This is a genomic window from Enterobacter cloacae complex sp. 2015409, from assembly GCF_041365315.1.
Taxonomy (GTDB): domain Bacteria; phylum Pseudomonadota; class Gammaproteobacteria; order Enterobacterales; family Enterobacteriaceae; genus Enterobacter; species Enterobacter pseudoroggenkampii.
In genome coordinates this window covers 2,372,582-2,393,133 of sequence record NZ_JBFTVM010000001.1, presented here as the reverse complement: position 1 = coordinate 2,393,133, position 20,552 = coordinate 2,372,582, and the positions used below count along the sequence as shown (strand labels likewise).

Here is a 20,552-nt window from a genome sequence, read left to right as displayed (position 1 = left end):
TTAAAAAAAGCGGCCGCCTCCTGATGAAGAGGCGGTTATTCAATTACAGACCTTTAATATTCTCGGCTTCTAACTCGTTGAAGTATTTCAGCGTTTTTACCTTCAGCTCCATCGTGGACGGTTCGTCACAGACGATGACGGATTTCGGATGCAGCTGCAGGCAGCTGATGGTCCACATATGGTTAACGTTGCCTTCAACGGCAGCCTGGAGCGCCTGCGCTTTCACGCCGCCCAGCACCAGAATCATCACTTCTTCGGCATCCAGCAGGGTGCCTACGCCTACGGTCAGGGCGTATTTTGGAACCTGGTTAACATCGCCGTCAAAGAAGCGGGAGTTTGCCACGCGCGTGTCATGGGTCAGCGTTTTAATACGGGTGCGGGAAGCCAGAGATGACGCTGGTTCGTTAAACGCGATATGACCATCATTACCTACACCACCCATGAACAGGTGGATCTTACCGTAAGAACGGATTTTTTCTTCATACTGACGGCATTCTGCGTCAATATCCGGCGCGTTTCCATTCAGCAGGTTAATATTTTCAGATGGAATATCAACGTGATCAAAGAAATTGCGGTGCATAAAGCTATGGTAGCTTTCCGGGTGGTCTTTCGGTAAGCCAACGTATTCATCCATATTGAAGGTGACAACATGTTTGAAGCTAACCTGGCCTGCTTTATGCATCTCAACCAGCGCCTTATAGGCTGTCAGCGGCGTGCCGCCTGTTGGAAGTCCAAGAACGAAAGGACGATCGGCAGTCGGCTTGAATGCGTTAATGCGGTTTACGATATGGCGAGCGGCCCATTTACCAACTTGTTCAGCAGTTGCCAGGGGAATCAGTCTCATTGTTCACCTCGAGAGTTAAAGTAGAAGAGTGGGCGGATGGCTATCGGAACCTGATACTTAAGCGTAACCTGGAAACTTTCAGGCCGGATCAATCCGTCTTGATTTTTTGAATGATAAAATAAGTTTTCGCTGTTAGCCAGTATAAGGGAGGGTGAATAACGATATTTGGTGACAAAAATCACAAAAAGTACGCGTTTAATTTGCGATACGAATTAATTTTTCACACACTCACAATGCCAGTGAATCATCAACTGTATCTATAGTTCGTGACACAATAAAAAAACAGAGCTGAGAACATGCCTTAAACGGGGTCTCATAGGGGGAAGAAAGTGAGTATTCTAGGTTATTTACAAAAGGTTGGTCGCGCACTGATGGTGCCGGTCGCCACGCTGCCTGCCGCAGCCATCCTGATGGGTGTCGGCTACTGGATCGACCCCAACGGCTGGGGTAATACCAGCGCGCTGGCGGCGTTCTTTATCAAGTCGGGCTCTGCCATTATCGACAACATGTCCGTGTTGTTTGCTATTGGTGTGGCTTATGGTATGTCCAAAGACAAAGACGGCGCCGCTGCGCTGACCGGTTTTGTCGGTTTCCTTGTGTTAACCACTCTCTGCTCACCGGCAGCGGTGGCCATGATCCAAAAAATCCCGGCGGACCAGGTTCCGGCGGCATTTGGTAAGATCAGTAACCAGTTTGTCGGTATCCTTGTGGGTATCATCTCCGCTGAACTGTATAACCGCTTCAGCAGCGTAGAGCTGCCAAAAGCGCTCTCCTTCTTTAGCGGCCGCCGTCTGGTCCCCATCCTGACCTCGTTTGTGATGATCGTTGTTGCGTTCATCATGATGTACGTCTGGCCGATGATCTTCGACGGTCTGGTGAACTTCGGTGAGCACATCCAGAAACTGGGTTCTGTCGGTGCGGGCGTGTACGCGTTCTTTAACCGTCTGCTGATCCCGGTCGGTCTGCACCACGCGCTGAACTCTGTATTCTGGTTCGATGTTGCCGGTATTAACGATATTCCTAACTTCCTGGGTGGCGCACAGTCCATCGAAGCAGGTAAAGCGGTTGTCGGTATCACCGGTCGTTACCAGGCTGGCTTCTTCCCGATCATGATGTTTGGTCTGCCGGGAGCTGCGCTGGCTATCTACCACTGCGCGCGTCCAGAGAACAAAGCGAAAGTGCTGGGTATCATGATGGCGGGGGCGTTCGCGGCCTTCTTCACCGGTATCACCGAGCCGCTGGAGTTCTCCTTCATGTTCGTGGCGCCAGTTCTGTATGTGATCCACGCTGTGCTGACCGGTATCTCCGTGTTTATCGCTGCCAGCATGCACTGGATTGCCGGTTTCGGCTTCAGTGCGGGTCTGGTGGATATGGTGCTTTCTTCCCGTAACCCGCTGGCAACCCACTGGTGGATGCTGATTCCACAAGGTCTGGTGTTCTTCGCGATCTACTACATGGTGTTCCGTTTCACTATCACCAAATTCAACCTGATGACCCCGGGTCGCGAACTGGCCGTGGCCGGTAGCGAAGCGGATGGTCAGGATGTGAACGTGAGCGGTGCTCAGGATCAGGACGTTTCAGGTCTGGCGCGTCAGTACATCGCCGCTGTTGGCGGTTCTGACAACCTGACCGGTATCGACGCCTGTATCACCCGTCTGCGTCTGAACGTGAAAGATTCTTCCCTGGTGAACGAAGCGCTGGCCAAACGTCTGGGTGCTTCCGGTGTTATCCGCCTGAACAAAACCAGCGTGCAGATTATCGTTGGCTTCGTGGCAGAGAAAATTGCTAACGCCATGAAAACCACCGGTCCGGTAGCCGCAGCAGAAGCTTCTGCCGCACCTGCCGCCGCGCCAGCGGCTGCAAAACCGCAGGCAGTACCTAACGCCAAAACGGTAGCCGCGCTGGTTTCACCGGTAACCGGTGAAGTCGTTGCGATTGAGCAAGTGCCTGACGAAGCCTTCGCCAGCAAAGCGGTCGGTGACGGTGTGGCGGTGAAACCAACGGAAAAAACCGTTGTGTCTCCGGCGGCCGGTACCATCGTGAAAATCTTCAACACCAACCACGCGTTCTGCCTCGAAACCGAAAATGGTGCGGAGATCGTTGTCCATATGGGTATCGATACCGTTGCGCTGAACGGTCAGGGCTTTACTCGCCTGGTGGAAGAGGGCGCTGAAGTGGTGGCAGGGCAGCCGATTCTGGAAATGGATCTGGACTTCCTGAACGCCAACGCGCGCTCCATGATAAGCCCGGTGGTTTGCAGCAACATTGACGACTTCAGCGGTCTGGTCATCCAGGCGAAAGGTCAGGTTGTTGCGGGTCAAACACCGCTATATGAGATTAAAGGCAAGTAATCGCTCCTGAGTAGAGTCATGCCTTAAGCGGCGGGGGATATCCTCCGCCGCTTTTTTTTGCAGCAAATGCCCCCATTATTTTCTTCAGAGACGTTTTAAGGGTTGTCACTACGTCCGGCTTATAAGATCATACGCCGTTATACGTTGTTTACGCTTTGAGGAATCCACGATGAGTGAGGCAGAAGCCCGCCCGAGTAACTTTATTCGTCAGATCATCGATGAAGATCTGGCCAGTGGTAAGCACACCACAATCCATACCCGTTTCCCGCCGGAGCCGAACGGCTACCTGCACATCGGGCATGCAAAATCTATCTGCCTGAACTTTGGCATTGCCCAGGACTACCAGGGCCAGTGCAACCTGCGTTTCGATGACACCAACCCAGTAAAAGAAGACATCGAATACGTTGAGTCCATTAAGAACGACGTGCAGTGGCTGGGCTTCAACTGGTCTGGCGATATCTGCTACTCCTCTGACTATTTCGATCAGCTGTACGCCTATGCGGTAGAACTGATCAATAAAGGTCTGGCGTATGTCGACGAACTGTCTGCTGACGAAATCCGCGAATACCGCGGTACGCTGACCGCGCCGGGCAAAAACAGCCCGTTCCGCGATCGCAGCGTGGAAGAGAACCTGGCGCTGTTTGAAAAAATGCGTGCCGGCGGCTTCGAAGAAGGCAAAGCGTGCCTGCGTGCCAAAATCGATATGGCGTCTCCGTTCATCGTGATGCGCGATCCGGTGCTGTACCGTATCAAGTTCGCAGAACACCACCAGACCGGTAACAAGTGGTGCATCTACCCGATGTACGACTTTACCCACTGCATCAGCGATGCGCTGGAAGGTATTACGCACTCCCTGTGTACGCTGGAGTTCCAGGACAACCGTCGTCTGTACGACTGGGTGCTGGATAACATCAACATTCCTGTGCATCCGCGCCAGTACGAGTTCTCTCGTCTGAATCTGGAATACACCGTGATGTCCAAGCGTAAGCTGAACCTGCTGGTGACCGACAAGCACGTTGAGGGCTGGGATGACCCGCGTATGCCTACCATTTCTGGTCTGCGTCGTCGTGGTTACACTGCCGCGTCTATTCGTGAGTTCTGCAAACGTATCGGCGTGACCAAGCAGGATAACACCATTGAGATGGCTTCCCTGGAATCCTGCATTCGTGAAGATCTCAACGAAAACGCCCCGCGCGCGATGGCGGTTATCGACCCGGTGAAACTGGTCATCGAAAACTATCCGCAGGGTGAAAGCGAGCTGGTCTCCATGCCTAACCATCCGAACAAACCGGAAATGGGAATCCGTGACGTGCCGTTCAGCGGCGAGATCTGGATTGACCGCGCTGACTTCCGCGAAGAAGCCAACAAGCAGTACAAGCGTCTGGTGCTGGGTAAAGAAGTGCGTCTGCGTAATGCTTACGTCATCAAAGCCGAGCGCGTAGAAAAAGATGCGGAAGGGAATATCACCACCATCTTCTGTTCTTATGACGCTGAAACGCTGAGCAAAGATCCTGCTGACGGCCGTAAAGTGAAGGGCGTTATCCACTGGGTGAGCGCATCCCACGCGCTGCCGGTAGAAATTCGTCTGTACGATCGTCTGTTCAGCGTTCCTAACCCGGGGGCGGCGGAAGACTTCCTGGCGACCATCAACCCGGAATCGCTGGTGATCAAGCAGGGTTATGCGGAGCCTTCTCTGAAAGCCGCTGAAGCGGGCAAAGCGTTCCAGTTCGAACGTGAAGGTTACTTCTGCCTGGACAGCCGTTACAGCACCGCGGAAAAACCAGTATTTAACCGTACTGTAGGTCTGCGTGATACCTGGACGAAGATCGGCGAATAATATTGCTGCTCTGGTCAATGAGAGACAAACGCCGCACTGTGCGGCGTTTTTTTATTTAACGATCAGAGTATTAAGCCAGGGCTTAAAGAGGCGTCATGAAAATATCAGGTCAATGAGGTGCTACTTATTTTTTAAAAAAAAGTTTGTGCCATTGCGAAAATCAAAAATGTTACATAAATGGAAAAAGATTCCACGTCTACCCACTGAAATACCTGATAATTCCCCGTCATTCCTCGCCTTCCCGTAAATGTTACAAAGCACTACCAATTATGTGCACTTCGTCATAATCCTGACTTTTGTCCGCTAAAAAGCATTGATAATTCGCGTCGCGAAAAATAACCTAAAGACGGTAGTTAATTCGAGGGTATTTAAAACTACCCCTGACCATTTGGTCTTTTTTATTTACGCCGTTTCAGGCGTTTTAATTCGTCAAAGAGGAATAATCTATGCGTACGTTCAGTGGCAAACGTAGTGCGCTGGCGCTGGCTATTGCCGGTGTGACAGCAATGTCGGGCCTGGTGATTGCGCCAGAGGCAAAAGCAGCGGGTTTCATCGAAGATTCTACCCTCACGGGCGGTATTTATTACTGGCAGCGTGAGCGTGACCGTAAAGACGTCACTGAAGATAAATACAAAACCAACCTTTCTCACTCCACCTGGAACGCCAACCTGGACTTCCAGTCAGGCTATGCCGCGGATATGTTCGGTCTGGATATTGCTGCGTTCACCGCGATTGAAATGGCGGAAAACGGTGACAGCGGCCACCCGAACGAAATCGCCTTCTCCTCCAGCAACAAAGCCTATGATGAAGACTGGTCCGGGGATAAGAGCGGTATAAGCCTTTACAAAGCCGCGGCGAAATTTAAATACGGTCCGGTATGGGCGCGCGGCGGTTATATTCAGCCAACTGGCCAGACTCTGTTAGCGCCACACTGGAGCTTTATGCCGGGTACCTATCAGGGTGCGGAAGCGGGGGCTAATTTTGACTACGGTGATGCGGGTGCGTTGAGCTTCTCCTATATGTGGACCAACGAGTACAAAGCGCCTTGGCACATCGAGATGGACAAGTTCTACCAGAACGATAAAAAAACCAAAGTCGATTACCTGCACTCGCTGGGCGCGAAATACGACTTCAAAAACGATCTGGTGCTTGAAGCGGCATTTGGTCAGGCACAAGGCTATATCGATCAGTACTTTGCCAAGGCCAGCTATAAGTTTGATGTCGCGGGTAGCCCGCTGAGTACCAGCTACCAGTTCTACGGTACGCGCGATAAAGTCAGTAACGGTGGGGTCAATGACATTTATGACGGCACCGCGTGGCTGCAGGCACTCACCTTCGGCTACAAGGTTGGTCAGGTTGATTTGCGTCTGGAAGGCACATGGGTGAAGGCGGAAGGGCAGCAGGGCTACTTCCTGCAGCGTATGACTCCGACCTACGCCTCCTCCAACGGCCGTCTTGATATCTGGTGGGATAACCGCTCAGACTTCAACGCCGACGGCGAGAAAGCGGTCTTCTTCGGTGCAATGTACGACCTGAAAAACTGGAACCTGCCTGGCTGGGCGGTGGGCGCTTCTTACGCTTACGCCTGGGACGCAAAACCTGCCGATATGGCAACACCGGACGCATACTACGATCCCAACTATCGCCTGAAAGAGTCTTCCTACAGCCTGGATGCAATCTATACCCTGCAGGATGGCCGCGCGAAAGGCACGATGTTCAAACTGCACTTCACCCAGTATGACAATCACTCCGATATCCCGAGCTATGCGGGCGGTTACGGCAACATTTTCCAGGATGAACGTGACGTGAAATTCATGGTTATCGCCCCATTCACCATCTTCTGATAAACGCACCGGCGGGCTGAGTCCCGCCGGTATGGAGACTGTATATGATGAAAAAAATCGTAGTCGTCGCGTTGCTGGCATCAGGGCTGGTGGCGTGTGCTCAGACTCAGGCACCAAAAGAGGACTCCCGCCTGAAGGAGGCGTATAGCGCCTGCATTAATACTGCGGAAGGATCGCCGGAGAAAATTGAAGCCTGTCAGAGCGTGCTAAACGTGCTGAAGAAAGAGAAAGCGCATGAGCAGTTCGCGACGCAGGAAAATGTCCGCGTAATGGATTACCAGGCCTGTATCCAGGCGCGTAAAACCGGTAACGATCAGGAAGTGGCGAAGCGTTGCGACCAGATTTGGAAAGAAATTCGAAGCAATAACAGTAAGTAACTCGCTGTTATCATGCCCGGTGGCGCTGCGCCACCGGGCATTTTTTTAGGCAAAAAAAAGCCAACCTTACGGCTGGCTCAGAGTATGAACACTTGTTTATTTCGCGTCGTGCGCGTGGTCGTCTTCGCGGCAATCGCCTTCAGCACAATGACCGTAAAGGTACAGGCTGTGGTTGGTCAGGCGGATGCCATGACGCGCGGCGATTTCACGCTGGCGTGATTCGATGGAATCATCGCTGAATTCAATGACCTTGCCGCAATCGAGGCAGATCAGGTGATCGTGGTGCTGCTGCTGGGTCAGTTCGAAAACAGATTTACCGCCTTCGAAATTATGACGGGTAACAATGCCCGCGTCATCAAACTGGTTCAGCACGCGATAGACGGTAGCCAGCCCAATCTCTTCACCCATGTCGATAAGACGTTTATAAAGGTCTTCCGCACTGACATGGTGATTGTCTGGACCCTGAAGCACTTCAAGGATTTTTAACCGAGGAAGCGTAACTTTCAGGCCAGCCTTCTTTAATGCGGTATTGTTGTCAGTCATGCGGAATCTGTCCTGTTGCTAAACGATTCACTTCTGTAGGAAGTGACAGAAAATGCACCTGGGATAATGCGTCTCATTATAGAACTGCCATGGCTAAATGAAAACTGCAAGTCTCAGGCAAAATATGCTTATAAAAATGGGGTATCACCAACAAACTTGCTCAATGGAAAACCACATTTTATCAGGGAGACATTGTACAGGTCTGGGCGAAAAAGTTAAAAGATTGTAGCGATTAATTTAATCGGTTTGACCTGGGGCATGGGCGCAACCGCAGTTGCGCCGCGAAATAATCAGGCGTTCAGAATATCGTCCAGGTGCAGTTCTTCACGGATCTGCTTCACCCACTTCTCAACACGCTCGGCGGTCAGTTCTGGCTGACGGTCTTCGTCGATGGCCAGACCCACGAAGTGATCGTCATCGGCCAGGCCTTTAGACGCTTCGAAGTGGTAACCGGCGGTCGGCCAGTGGCCTACAATAACCGCGCCATTCGGCTCAATGATGTCGCGGATGGTGCCCAGCGCGTCACAGAAGTATTCGGCGTAGTCTTCCTGATCGCCACAGCCAAACAGGGCGACCAGCTTACCGTTGAAGTCGACTTCTTCCAGCGTCGGGAAGAAATCATCCCAGTCGCACTGGGCTTCACCGTAGTACCAGGTTGGGATACCCAGCAGCAAAATGTCATAGCCTTCCAGATCTTCTTTGCTGCTCTTGGCGATGTCATGCACATCAGCAACGTCTTTACCGAGCTGTTTTTGAATGTTTTTTGCGATATTTTCGGTATTGCCGGTATCACTGCCAAAGAAAATGCCGATGATTGCCATGAGTAAAATAACCTCTTGAAACTTAATAGTATGGTGGCGCAATTCGGCCACGGATAAGGGCAATAATAGCAGAACTGGCAACCCTGCGGAAACAGCTATCGCGCAGGACTGCACTCTGTGCTACATGAAAAGGGCGATAAAGGGGATTTTCAGACTTATGCCTGGCCGCGTAACGTTTCAAGCTGAGCGATCAACATCTCTTCAATGAGTTCACTGCGGCTGATATTTCGCGCGTCGGCCAGCTCGTTCAGCGCATCGACGGCGTCGGCGTTAAGCTTCAGTTCGACACGCTTAAGCCCACGATTTTTATCGCGTTTAAGCTGGTTGCGTTTATTGATACGCAGCTGTTCATCGCGCGAAAGCGGATTCGTCTTGGGTCGTCCCGGGCGACGCTCATTCGCGAACAGATCTAGTGTCGTACGGTCCGTTTGTTCTTTGGCCATGATTCTGAGACTTCGGGGGAAACACGCCGCCCTGCTAATGCCCGGGCGATAAGCGCGCCATCATACATCACCAAAAACGGCACGCCAACGACTGGACGCCTGCAGCCTTCCAGTCGCTCTCTTTTTAATCAATTTGCAGTATCAGCAAGATAGCGGCGAATGGCGCGCAGCACGGCGTCAGGTTTTTCCGCATGCACCCAGTGCCCGGCACCGGCAATAACGTGGGCGCGAGCCTGCGGGAATTGGGCCAGCAGCGTGTCGCGGTACGCGTCGGTTACGTAAGGTGAGTTTCCGCCGCGAATAAAGAGGGTAGGGTGCGGCCAGGCGGGGACGGTTTTCCAGCCCACGATGTTGTTGTACTGGTCCCAGAGCACCGGCACGTTAAAACGCCATTGCCCGTCAACAAACGACTTCAGCAGGAACTGCACGACGCCTTCTTCATCAAGATGCTCACGCATGACGGCAGCCGCCTGTTGGCGTGTCGCGACACCCGCTTCTGTGACCGCATTAATGGCGGCAAAAATCTCGTCGTGACGACGGACGTCATAATCCACGGGCGCGACGTCAATTACCACCAGGCCGCTAATACGGTCCGGGGCCAGTGCCGTCAGGGCCATCACCGCTTTACCACCCATTGAATGCCCGATCAGCGTTACCTTCTGCAGGCTATGTGCGTCCAGCGTATCCAGCAGATCCTGCGCCATCGCCGCGTAGGTCATCTCGTCGGAACGCCCGGAAAGACCGTGATTGCGCATATCGACCTGTAAAATATCGTGGTCGGTAACCAGATCGCGTGCCAGCACGCCCAGGTTATCCAGGCTGCCAAAAAGCCCGTGAACCAGTACGATGGGAGAATTATTGTTCGGCGATTGTGCAGTTTGCGCTCGGGTATTCAATTTCATGGCAAAGTTCTTTTTTTACGTATGTCAGGTTAGGGTATCATGTTGACCATTCTGCCGCCCGGCTGCAAGGTTCCAGTTTAATCTGACTTTTGCCGCCAACCTGGTTTGACGCTATCCGCTGTTGGGATTTGACCTTATAATCCCAATGACTTGTATTCAGATAAGATATCGCACTGGATTAAGATGAAAACAATCGAAGTTGATGACGAACTCTATCAGTATATTGCCAGCCAGACGCGGCATATCGGGGAGAGCGCGTCCGACATTTTACGGCGCATGCTTAAAATTTCCGCCGCTTCACAGCCTGCTACCCCAGTCACCAAAGATGTCGTGTCTCAGCCGAGCGTTGTTGCACAAGCAAAACCTGCCGTGACGCCGGCAAAAGATAAAGTGCGCGCGATGCGCGAGCTGCTGCTCTCCGATGAATACGCGGAGCAGAAAAAGGCGGTTAACCGCTTTATGCTGGTGCTGTCTACACTTTATTCACTGGATAACAAAGCGTTTGCTGAAGCGACCGAGTCGCTGCACGGTCGTACTCGCGTCTATTTCGCGGGCGACGAGCAGACGCTGCTGCAAAATGGCAATCAAACCAAACCCAAACATGTTCCTGGCACCCCATACTGGGTGATAACCAATACCAATACGGGCCGCAAGTGCAGCATGATTGAACACATCATGCAGTCCATGCAGTTCCCGGCGGAATTGATTGAAAAGGTTTGCGGTACAATTTAACCCTTGCATCAGAAGGACCCGGTAATGGCAAATCACAGCCGTGCAGGCCAACCTGCACAACAAAGCGATTTGATTAACGTCGCTCAGCTGACCGCGCAGTATTACGTGCTGAAGCCGGTCGTGGGCAACGCAGAACACGCAGTGAAGTTTGGTACATCTGGTCACCGCGGCAGCGCGGCGCGCCACAGCTTCAACGAACCGCACATTCTGGCCATTGCTCAGGCCATTGCGGAAGAGCGCGCTAAAAACGGCGTTACCGGTCCGTGCTACGTGGGGAAAGATACCCATGCCCTGTCTGAACCGGCGTTCATCTCTGTTGTGGAAGTGCTGGCTGCAAACGGCGTCGATATCATTGTTCAGGAGAACAATGGCTTCACCCCAACGCCTGCGGTCTCTAACGCCATCCTGGTACACAACAAAAAAGGTGGCGCGCTGGCTGACGGTATCGTTATCACGCCATCCCACAACCCGCCGGAAGACGGTGGCATCAAATACAACCCGCCTAACGGTGGCCCGGCCGACACCAACGTCACCAAAGTGGTGGAAGATCGTGCGAACGCCTTGCTGGCTGATGGCCTGAAAGGCGTGAAGCGCATCTCTCTGGATGCGGCCATGGCGTCCGGCCACGTGAAAGAGCAGGATCTGGTTCAGCCGTTCGTGGAAGGGCTGGCGGATATCGTCGATATGGCGGCCATTCAGAAAGCCGGCCTGAAGCTGGGCGTGGATCCGCTGGGCGGCTCCGGTATCGAATACTGGAAGCGTATCGCCGAGCACTACAAGCTGGATCTGACCATCGTGAACGATCACGTCGATCAGACCTTCCGCTTTATGCACCTGGATAAAGACGGCGCGATCCGTATGGACTGCTCCTCCGAGTGCGCGATGGCGGGCCTGCTGGCGCTGCGTGATAAATTCGATCTGGCGTTTGCGAACGACCCGGATTATGACCGTCACGGTATCGTCACCCCTGCCGGGCTGATGAACCCGAACCACTATCTGGCGGTTGCGATTAACTACCTGTTCCAGCACCGTCCGCAGTGGGGCAAAGAGGTGGCCGTCGGTAAAACGCTGGTTTCCTCGGCGATGATCGACCGGGTGGTCGAGGCGCTGGGCCGCAAGCTGGTGGAAGTGCCGGTGGGCTTCAAATGGTTCGTTGACGGTCTGCACGACGGCAGCTTTGGTTTCGGTGGTGAAGAGAGCGCGGGGGCCTCTTTCCTGCGTTTCGACGGCACGCCATGGTCAACCGATAAAGACGGCATCATCATGTGCCTGCTGGCGGCGGAAATCACCGCGGTCACCGGTAAAAACCCGCAGGAACATTACAATGATCTGGCGGCACGCTTTGGTGCACCAAGCTATAACCGTATTCAGGCCAGCGCGACGTCAGCTCAGAAAGCGGCCCTGTCCAAACTCTCTCCGGAGATGGTCAGCGCAAGCACCCTGGCAGGTGACCCGATCACCGCGCGTCTGACGGCGGCACCGGGCAACGGTGCCTCCATTGGTGGGCTGAAAGTGATGACCGAAAACGGCTGGTTTGCCGCGCGTCCATCCGGTACGGAAGATGCGTATAAAATCTATTGCGAAAGCTTCCTCGGCGCTGAGCACCGTCAGCAGATTGAGAAAGAAGCGGTAGAGATTGTCAGCGAAGTGCTGAAAAACGCGTAAGTGCGGTTTGGGTGCGGGCTGATGCCCTCACCCCGGCCCTCTTCCACAGGGAGAGGGAGAAAACAATAAAAACGGCAACCCTTGGGTTGCCGTTTTGCTTTTACCTAACTGTGCTTGTTCTTCAATTCAAACCGTGGTGACACCAGACCGTACAGCGTCCAGCCCATAAAGGTCACCATCGCGCCATACAGCATCGCTTCCTCACCGGATGAGTAGAGCGCATAGAAGCTGTAGATTGCGCCAATCAGCGCCACGATATTGGCCGCGCGCGCCTTGCGTGGATCCACCTTCGCGACTTTCTGAATAATCACCAGCGCCGCCATCGACAGAATATACGGAATGATATTTGTCACGACCGCCAGGTTGACCAGCACGTTGAACTGGCTGTTCAGCGACGGGCTAATGGTCATCAGCGACAATCCGCTCTGGAAGATAACAATCGCCAGCATGCCCTGCACCGGCGCATCCGCTTTGGTCACGCGGGAGAAGATTTTTGGGAAGTAACCTTCATCAGCGGAGGATTTAAACACCTGTGCGATGGTGAACTGCCACCCAAGGAGTGAACCGCAGCAGGACATCACCATCAGACCCATGATCACTTTCCCGACTTCCGGCGTGAACATCTGCGCGAAGGCCAGCCCGAACGGCGCCGTGGAGTTAGCCAGATCCATATTCGGTACGATACCCGCAATCACGTTAGTCGAGACAATATAGATCACCGCCGCGCCCAGCGTTCCGCCAAGGACCGCAATCGGCACGTTCTTTTCAGGATTCTCCACCACTTCCGCGTTCGCGCAGGCGGATTCCAGCCCCAGGAAAGCCCAGAGCGTCATAGCGATAGAAGAGCCCACAGCGGTAAAGAACGGCACATGGTGAGGGTTCCAGGAGTTGGCGTACAGCGTCGGGCTGAACCAGAACCAGCCGATGATGCACAGGCCGACAACCGGGATAATCACACCCCAGACGGTGATGCTGGAGAGCTGTCCGGTGATACGCGCGCCGCCAAAGTTAGCCACGGTGCAGATCCACAGAACCCCGATGGTCGCCAGCCCAATTTGTACCGGGCTGAGCGTCGCGCCAAACAGCTCCGTACCGTAACCCACCGCGGAGATGGCAATCGCCACGTTGGCGATCAGCAGCGACACGCCGTAGGTGTAGTTGGCCATAAAGTTGCCCGACTTGCCAAAAGCGTATTCGGCATAGCCCCCCATCCCGCCTGACTTACGGCTGAACATCCCGCACTTGGCGAACGCCCACGCCAGCGCCATTGAACCGACTGCCGTCACCAGCCAGGAGATGATAGAGATGGTACCCACCTCTGCAAGCTTGGTGGGCAGCATGATAATCCCGGAGCCCATCATGTTCACCATGGTGAGGATGGTCAGCTGCACCACGCCCATCTTATTGGACTTACTCATAATTTCTCTCCTTTCAGCAGCGCGGGCTGAGCGGCGGGTTGTTTGATGACATTGCAGCGAACCTGTTTGCGGCCCTCACACTCCTCGACGTACACACCCTGCAGCTCCGGCGCGAAGCCCGGCAGAAGGTTGATGCCTTCTTCCAGGGCGGCAAAGTAGCGCAGCACGGAACCGCCCCAGACTTCCCCTGGGACAACACACAGCACCCCCGGCGGATAAGGAAGTGCGCCTTCGGCGGCGATGCGGCCTTCCGCGTCGCGCAGGGAGACCAGCTCAACTTCACCGCGCAGATAGGCGTAGTTCGCGTCCTGCGGGTTCATCATCACGCGTGGGAAGTGAGACTTGCGGAACATCTCTTTCTGCAGCTGTTTCACGTTGTGACGGGCGTACAGGTCATGCATCTCCTGGCAGATCTGGCGCAGGGTGTAATCCGCGTAACGTTCCGGATGCTGTTTGTAGAGAGAAGGCAGGACCTCTTTCAGCGGAACATCGCTCTCGAGCAGTTTTTCGAAGCGCACCAGCTGCGCCACCAGCTGCTGCAGTTTGCCCATATCTTCCGCAGGCGTGAGCAGGAACAGGATCGAGTTGAGATCGCATTTTTCCGGCACGATGCCGTTTTCACGCAGGAAGTTGGCAAGGATAGTGGCGGGCACGCCGAAGTCGTCATACTCCCCGGTGCGGGCGTTAATGCCCGGCGTGGTCAGCAGGAGCTTGCATGGGTCGATAAAATACTGGTGCTCTGCGTAGCCTTCAAAAGCGTGCCAGTTTTCACCCGGTACGAAGTGGAAGAAGCGCAGGTCGGTCGCAATCTCCGCCGTATCCCAGCTTTCCCACGGACGGCCATCCACCGTCTCCGGCACGAAGGGACGCAGATACTGGCAGTTTTCCAGGATCAGCTTGCGCGCTTCGATACCGTTCACCACGCAGTCCATCCACATGTTGCGGCCGCTCTGGCCTTCATGCATACGGGCGTTAATGTCCAGCGCGGCAAACAGCGGATAAAACGGGCTGGTGGAGGCATGCATCATAAAGGCATTATTCAGCCGCTTATGCGGGACATAGCGCTGCTGGCCTTTGATGTGGCTGTCTTTCTTGTGAATTTGCGAGGTCTGGGAGAAGCCTGCCTGCTGTTTATGCACGGACTGGGTGACCAGGATCCCCGGATCGTTTTCGTTCAGCTCCAGCAGCAGCGGCGAGCAGTCGGCCATCATCGGAATAAACTGCTCGTAACCCACCCAGGCCGAGTCAAACAGGATGTAATCACACAGGTGCCCAATCTTATCCACCACCTGACGGGCGTTATAGATGGTGCCATCGTAGGTACCCAGCTGGATCACCGCCAGACGGAACGGACGCGCATCGCGTGCACGGCCCGGCGCCACCTCTGCTACGAGCTCGCGCAGATAGCTTTCTTCAAAGCAGTGGGCGTCAATGCCACCAATGAAGCCGTACGGGTTACGCGCGGTTTCGAGATAGACCGGCGTTGCGCCAGCCTGGAGGAGGGCACCGTGATGGTTAGATTTGTGGTTGTTACGGTCGAACAGCACCAGGTCGCCCGGGGTGAGCAGGGCGTTAAGCACCACTTTGTTGGATGACGAGGTGCCGTTCAGCACGAAGTAGGTCTTATCGGCATTAAAGACTTTTGCCGCATGCTGCTGGGCAATGCACGGTGCGCCTTCGTGGATCAGCAGATCGCCCATTGCGACGTCGGCGTTGCACAGATCGGAGCGGAAAAGCGTCTCGCCAAAGAAATCAACGAACTGATTACCGGCTGGATGGCGGCGGAAGAACTGGCCGCCCTGATGCCCCGGGCAGTCAAACGCACTGTTGCCCTGCTTCACGTAGTCGACCAGTGCGCGGAAAAACGGCGGGCGCAGTTGGGTTTCGTACTTCAGGGCCGCTGCTTCCAGCTGGCGTCCATAAAAGTCGTTGCTGGTGTCTGAATACTCAAATACGCCATGAATGCGCGATAAATAGTCTGCCGGAATGATCTCTTCTTTATGCGTCGCGACAAAAACAGGAATGCCAAAACCGGTGGCTTCTATTTCGTCCAGGATACCGCTGGCAATATCCGTTACCGCCAGAACAATGGCGGCAACATCAATATAATCAGAAGCGCGGACATCCACCAGTTCACGCTGGGTGGTAAAGCAATCCGGACAGGCACGGCTGGCTGCGATTTTTAAACTTTTCATCTTTCTCTCTTTATTTTAGGTAATAAGCGTCCCTCGATTTCTTGCAAGAAAGAAATCGATAATTTTCCGGAAAAAAAAGCAAAGGTGGCCGCTGATTTAAATCAGTGAATTGCTTTTTTGATGATTGAAATTCAGTCCGCCCGGTGCGGATGAGTCTGAATCAAAATGAATGAGCGCACGAGTTCACAGGCAATAGCCTGTAAAATAAGGTGTTTCAGGATGACCTGTAAGCGAGTGCGCCAGAAGTCGAAGGACTACCGGGCATTAAAGAGATGAAAGTCAAAGCAGTTTCGGTGGGCAAACATCATGATATGTGTTGTCCGCCTTATATGGGGCATTAAACGATTGTTGTTTTCCATGATTCATTTTCCTTTCAGTAATTGAAAGCATGGTCATTTTATCCAGGAAAAGGCGATTAACCGTGAGTTAGATCACCGATAATCGATCAAATCAGAAATAAATATTCGTTTTAGATGAATATCGCAGATCAAAATTCTGATTTGTTGATGGTGCGTTAATGGGTTGTGTTATCAATGTTTTAAATGAGCAAAAATAACCCGTAAAAATAACGTATGGGTTATTTGTGAAATATTTTCTGAGGGATTGAGTTTTATTTAGAAATAAAATGAATAGTTATTCAAAGCATAAACCGATAACCGATACCGGTTTCAGTTAATAGATGGCGAGGGCGAGCGGGGTCGACTTCGAGTTTCTGACGAAGATGTCCCATATATATGCGTAAATAATGACTATGTTCCACAGCGTTGGGTCCCCACACCTGACTTAACAGTTGGCGTTGGGTGAGTACCTTACCGTGGTTGTTGAGCAGTACGGCGAGCAGGCGAAATTCTATCGGCGTGAGGTGAATCTCCTCATCGCCGCGCACAATGCGCCGCGCGGCCAGGTCAACCCGGATATCCCCAAACGTGTAGGTTGGGTCAGCAGGCGTGGTTGCGCTGTGGCGACGCAGCGCCACGCGAAGGCGGGCCTGTAGTTCGCCGATCCCAAAAGGTTTAATCAGATAGTCATCCGCCCCGGCATCCAGCGCCGCGATTTTATCCGTCTCTTCAGTACGGGCGGAGAGCACGAGGATCGGCATCTGGCTCCACTGACGGACTTCCCGGATAAAATCGATGCCGTCACCGTCCGGTAGGCCAAGATCGAGGATCACCAGGTCCGGCTTGCGGGTAGCGGCTTCAATTAAACCCCGCTGAAGCGTACCCGCATCATGAACGCGCAGACCGTCTCCTTCCAGCGCAGCGCGCAGAAAACGGCTAATGGCGATCTCATCTTCAACAATCAGAACGTTGATCACAAATCCTCTGGTAATTCATTAAGTTCTGGCGGGGTTTCCAGAGGAAGTGTAACACAAAAACGTGCGCCGCCTTCGGGACGATTCTCTGCGGAAATGGACCCGCCGTGGACGTCAATGATTGCCTGACAAATCGCCAGCCCCAGCCCGACGCCTGGAATGGCCGACTCCTTATTGCCGCGTGCGAATTTTTCGAAAATAGCCAGCTCCTGCCCGGCTGGGATGCCGGGGCCGGTATCCCAGACGTCAAGACGAAGCGTACCATCGTCCACCGTCGCATCCACCCCAATCCGGGCGCTGGAGCCCGCATATTTGCCGGCGTTCTCCAGCAGGTTGATCAGCACCCGCTCAAACAGCGGACCGTCGACGTGAATTAACGTCAGAGGCTCGGGCATGTTCAGCGCGATATGTCGCCCGCCCAGGCCGGGTTCGAGCATTTTCAGGGCGCTGCCCACCACCTCTTCCAGCGTGAGCCACTCTTTTTTGAGGTTAAAACCGCCTGACTGGATACGCGCCATATCGAGCAGGTTATTCACCAGGCGCGTGGTATTCAGCACATGCTGGCGGATCTCGCTGGCCTGAAGGGCGTGTTTAGAGCCTTCCGCCGCCAGGTCCAGCGTCAGGATTTCTGACTGACCAAACAGGACGGTGAGCGGGGTACGCAGATCGTGCGAGAGCGCCGCCAGCAGCGAGTTACGAATGCTTTCCCGCTCGCTCGCCAGACGGGCCTGTTCCTCGCTGGCGGTGAGGGCCAGTCGTTCCAGCGCGCTGGCAACCAGCAGCGTGAACGTCTCCAGCAGTCGCTGCTGTTCGGGGATCATCAGCTGGCGCAGGTTGGAAGGCTCCACGATGACCAGCCCCTGATTTTTATCGGCACTGCGCAGCGGCAGAATTTGATAGGGCACGCCGGGGAGGGTGTCGGTCCCTGCGCCCGCCGGTAAGCCTTTGTCAAAGCTCCAGCGCGCGATGGCTTCGTCCCAGGGCGTCATGCCGCTGGCCGAGGTCAGCGGGCGCAGCTTACCGTGTTCGTCCGGGAGTAAAATCAGGTTGCTGGCATGAAACGTCGAGCGAATAAACTGCTCGCTGGTCTGCACGATATCCAGCGGCGTACGGCCCACCGCCAGCGATTTCGACATCTCATAGAGATGGCGCGTACGCTGTTCGCGGTAGCGGGCGATGCGCGCCTGGTAGCGCACGCCCGCCGTCAGATTCCCGATCACCAGCCCGACGGTGAGCATCACCGCAAAGGTGAGAATGTATTGTACGTCCGAGACGGCGAGCGTCCCGCGGGGAGCAATAAAGAACAGATCGAAGCTGATGACGTTGACAACCGTCGCCAGTACCGACGGCCAGCGCCCGTAAAAGAGCGCCACCACCACCACGCCAAGAAGGTAGATCATCACCAGGTTGGCGGCATCAAACGCAATCAGCCACTGGCTGGCAATGACGGTAATCAGGGCGCAGAGCACGACGGCGACAAGACAGCCGCGAAGCTGAATGCGCCATTTATCGCTGAAGGTGCGGCTGTCCGGCGCGCGATTCGGTAAGGGGGTAGGTTTGTCATCCAGCGCCACGATCACCAGATCCAGATCCGGCGCACGACGAGCCAGCTTGTCGGCAAAGGATTCGCGGCTAAACCAGCGGCGATGCTGGCGACGGCCAATGACGATTTTCCCCAGGTTGTGCTCGCGCGCGTAGCGCAGAATGGCTTTATCTTCCTGTGGGTCGGAAAGGGTGGCGGTTTCGGCACCCAGCTCCTGCGCCAGGCGCAGCGAACTCAGGATCGCGCGACGCTGGTTTTCGGGTAGCGCGTGGAGCTGCGGCGTTTCGACATATACCGCATGCCAGACGCTGCCAAATTTTGCAGCGAGGCGCGCGGCGGTGCGGACAAGCTTTTCGTTGCCGCTGCCGTGGCCGACGCACAGCAGGATGGCATCCCGCGTGTGCCAGACGCGTTCCTGGCCCTGCAGGTCGCGCCAGGCGCGCATCTGATCGTCCACCCGGTCGGCGGTTCGGCGCAGGGCCAGCTCGCGCAGGGCTATCAGGTTGCCTTTACGGAAGAAATGTTCGATGGCGCGCTCGGCCTGGCCGGCGATATACACTTTGCCTTCATGGAGGCGCTGGCGCAAATCATCGGGGGGCAGGTCGACCAGCACCACCTCGTCCGCGGAATCAAAGAAGGGGTCGGGCACCGTCTCGCGCACCTGAATGCCGGTCACGCCGCTGACCACGTCGTTCAGGCTTTCAAGATGCTGAACGTTAACCGTGGTGAACACATCGATACCGGCTTCAAGTAGCTCTTCAACATCCTGCCAGCGTTTTGGGTGGCGTGAGCCTGGCGCATTGCTGTGCGCCAGTTCGTCCATCAGGATAAGGGCGGGACGGCGGGCGAGGGCGGCATCGAGATCGAATTCGGTGACTAACCGACCGCGATGGCTGATGCGGCGGGGCGGCTGGGTAGCCAGCCCCTTCAGCAGCGATGCCGTCTCTTTACGTCCGTGGGTTTCAACCACGCCGATCAAAATATCGAGCCCCTGCGCCCGAAGCCGCTGGGCTTCCGTCAGCATGGCGAAGGTTTTCCCGACGCCCGCGCAGGCGCCGAAGAAAATTTTCAGTTTGCCACGATGGGCTTCAGCCGTCTGTTCAAGCAGCCTGTCCGGATCCGGGCGCATGGGCTCGTCGGTCATTTAGTTTTTCCTTAGCGCGTCCAGCGCCAGATTCAGCTCAACAATATTTACCACGGGCATGCCGATGAAGCTGACCAGCGGCTTTTGCGTGTGCTCTGCAACCAGCTGGCTCACCTGTTCGACGGTTAGCTGGCGGGCGGCGGCGACGCGCGGGATCTGCCATGCCACGGCTGACGGCGTCAGGCTGTAGTCCAGCCCGCTGGCCGAGGCGGTCACCAGCTCCACGGGTACTTCCCGGCTGGCCTGTGGATTCGCGGCGCGCAGGGCTGCCACGCGCTCAGTGACGGCTTTGTCCAGCTCCGGGTTGCTGCCCGCCAGGTTGCTGCCGCCGGATGCCATCGGATTATACGGGCTTTCGGCAGTGGCGGAAGGGCGTCCCTGGAAGTAGCGGGCATCCGTAAAGTTCTGACCAATCAGGCGAGAACCGCGGTTTTCACCGTTTTGCAGTATCAGCGAGCCGTTAGCCTGATCCTTAAACCACCACTGGCCCAGCGCGGTGGTCACCAGCGGGTACAGCCCGCCGGTAATGAGAGACAGCAGAATAAACAGAAGTATAGCGGGGCGTAACATGGTCATTTGAT

The 20,552-nt window shown here is 54.8% G+C and carries 17 protein-coding genes; 6 read left to right on the top strand and 11 right to left on the bottom strand.

What is annotated here, in order from left to right:
* Positions 1-43: 43 nt before the first annotated feature.
* Positions 44-844 carry a glucosamine-6-phosphate deaminase gene (gene nagB / locus ACDO57_RS11685; protein ID WP_023310765.1) on the bottom strand — a complete coding sequence of 267 codons (801 nt, stop codon included), beginning with the start codon at positions 842-844 and terminating at the stop codon, positions 44-46.
* A 329-nt stretch (positions 845-1,173) separates the two neighbouring features.
* Between nagB and nagE the strand changes: the two genes are divergently transcribed.
* The 4 genes from nagE (at position 1,174) to chiQ (ending at position 7,253) form a co-directional block, all read left to right on the top strand.
* A complete protein-coding gene (gene nagE / locus ACDO57_RS11680; protein ID WP_024907027.1) occupies positions 1,174-3,195 on the top strand; it encodes an N-acetylglucosamine-specific PTS transporter subunit IIBC in 2,022 nt (673 codons plus the stop codon).
* A 169-nt stretch (positions 3,196-3,364) separates the two neighbouring features.
* The gene (gene glnS, locus ACDO57_RS11675) at positions 3,365-5,032 is read left to right on the top strand and encodes a glutamine--tRNA ligase (protein WP_370883995.1); all 1,668 of its coding nucleotides are present in this window, start codon (positions 3,365-3,367) and stop codon (positions 5,030-5,032) included.
* 446 nt (positions 5,033-5,478) lie between these two features.
* Positions 5,479-6,876: a chitoporin gene (gene chiP, locus ACDO57_RS11670; RefSeq protein WP_032649540.1), complete on the top strand. Its 1,398-nt coding sequence runs from the start codon at positions 5,479-5,481 to the stop codon at positions 6,874-6,876.
* Positions 6,877-6,923: 47 nt separating this feature from the next.
* On the top strand, positions 6,924-7,253 hold the full coding sequence (gene chiQ / locus ACDO57_RS11665; RefSeq protein ID WP_024908817.1) for a ChiQ/YbfN family lipoprotein: 330 nt from the start codon (positions 6,924-6,926) through the stop codon (positions 7,251-7,253).
* A gap of 96 nt (positions 7,254-7,349) precedes the next feature.
* On the opposite strand, the gene fur is transcribed toward chiQ, so the two are convergent.
* The 4 genes from fur to ybfF form a co-directional block, all read right to left on the bottom strand.
* Positions 7,350-7,796, bottom strand: coding sequence for a ferric iron uptake transcriptional regulator (gene fur / locus ACDO57_RS11660; protein ID WP_023310771.1), 447 nt, complete (start codon positions 7,794-7,796; stop codon positions 7,350-7,352).
* Between the two features lie 290 nt (positions 7,797-8,086).
* Positions 8,087-8,617, bottom strand: a complete 531-nt coding sequence (gene fldA, locus ACDO57_RS11655) for a flavodoxin FldA (protein ID WP_008501067.1) — start codon at positions 8,615-8,617, stop codon at positions 8,087-8,089.
* Positions 8,618-8,772: 155 nt separating this feature from the next.
* Complete coding sequence (gene ybfE, locus ACDO57_RS11650; protein WP_024908816.1) at positions 8,773-9,060, bottom strand: LexA regulated protein; 288 nt, start codon at positions 9,058-9,060, stop codon at positions 8,773-8,775.
* Positions 9,061-9,188: 128 nt separating this feature from the next.
* A complete protein-coding gene (gene ybfF / locus ACDO57_RS11645) occupies positions 9,189-9,962 on the bottom strand; it encodes an esterase (protein WP_024908815.1) in 774 nt (257 codons plus the stop codon).
* Between the two features lie 183 nt (positions 9,963-10,145).
* On the opposite strand from ybfF, the gene seqA reads away from it, so the two are divergent.
* Both seqA and pgm read left to right on the top strand, forming a co-directional pair.
* The gene (gene seqA, locus ACDO57_RS11640; protein ID WP_008501070.1) at positions 10,146-10,694 is read left to right on the top strand and encodes a replication initiation negative regulator SeqA; all 549 of its coding nucleotides are present in this window, start codon (positions 10,146-10,148) and stop codon (positions 10,692-10,694) included.
* Between the two features lie 24 nt (positions 10,695-10,718).
* Positions 10,719-12,359 (top strand): phosphoglucomutase (alpha-D-glucose-1,6-bisphosphate-dependent), encoded by a 1,641-nt coding sequence (gene pgm / locus ACDO57_RS11635; RefSeq protein WP_024908814.1) that lies wholly within the window; start codon positions 10,719-10,721, stop codon positions 12,357-12,359.
* A 104-nt stretch (positions 12,360-12,463) separates the two neighbouring features.
* Here pgm and potE read toward each other — a convergent pair whose 3' ends face one another.
* The 6 genes from potE to kdpC form a co-directional block, all read right to left on the bottom strand.
* The gene (potE, locus tag ACDO57_RS11630) at positions 12,464-13,777 is read right to left on the bottom strand and encodes a putrescine-ornithine antiporter (protein ID WP_032649532.1); all 1,314 of its coding nucleotides are present in this window, start codon (positions 13,775-13,777) and stop codon (positions 12,464-12,466) included.
* Entirely contained in the window at positions 13,774-15,972 is a 2,199-nt protein-coding gene (speF, locus tag ACDO57_RS11625; RefSeq protein WP_032649529.1) for an ornithine decarboxylase SpeF, read from the bottom strand. The genes potE and speF overlap by 4 nt, the downstream gene beginning before the upstream one ends.
* 254 nt (positions 15,973-16,226) lie before the next feature.
* Positions 16,227-16,331 (bottom strand): leader peptide SpeFL, encoded by a 105-nt coding sequence (gene speFL, locus ACDO57_RS11620; RefSeq protein ID WP_003858645.1) that lies wholly within the window; start codon positions 16,329-16,331, stop codon positions 16,227-16,229.
* A gap of 278 nt (positions 16,332-16,609) precedes the next feature.
* On the bottom strand, positions 16,610-17,287 hold the full coding sequence (gene kdpE / locus ACDO57_RS11615; protein WP_024908812.1) for a two-component system response regulator KdpE: 678 nt from the start codon (positions 17,285-17,287) through the stop codon (positions 16,610-16,612).
* Positions 17,284-19,971: a two-component system sensor histidine kinase KdpD gene (gene kdpD, locus ACDO57_RS11610; RefSeq protein WP_370883994.1), complete on the bottom strand. Its 2,688-nt coding sequence runs from the start codon at positions 19,969-19,971 to the stop codon at positions 17,284-17,286. Before kdpD ends, kdpE begins: the two co-directional genes overlap by 4 nt.
* Positions 19,972-20,547, bottom strand: a complete 576-nt coding sequence (gene kdpC, locus ACDO57_RS11605) for a potassium-transporting ATPase subunit KdpC (RefSeq protein WP_370883993.1) — start codon at positions 20,545-20,547, stop codon at positions 19,972-19,974.
* Positions 20,548-20,552: the final 5 nt, after the last annotated feature.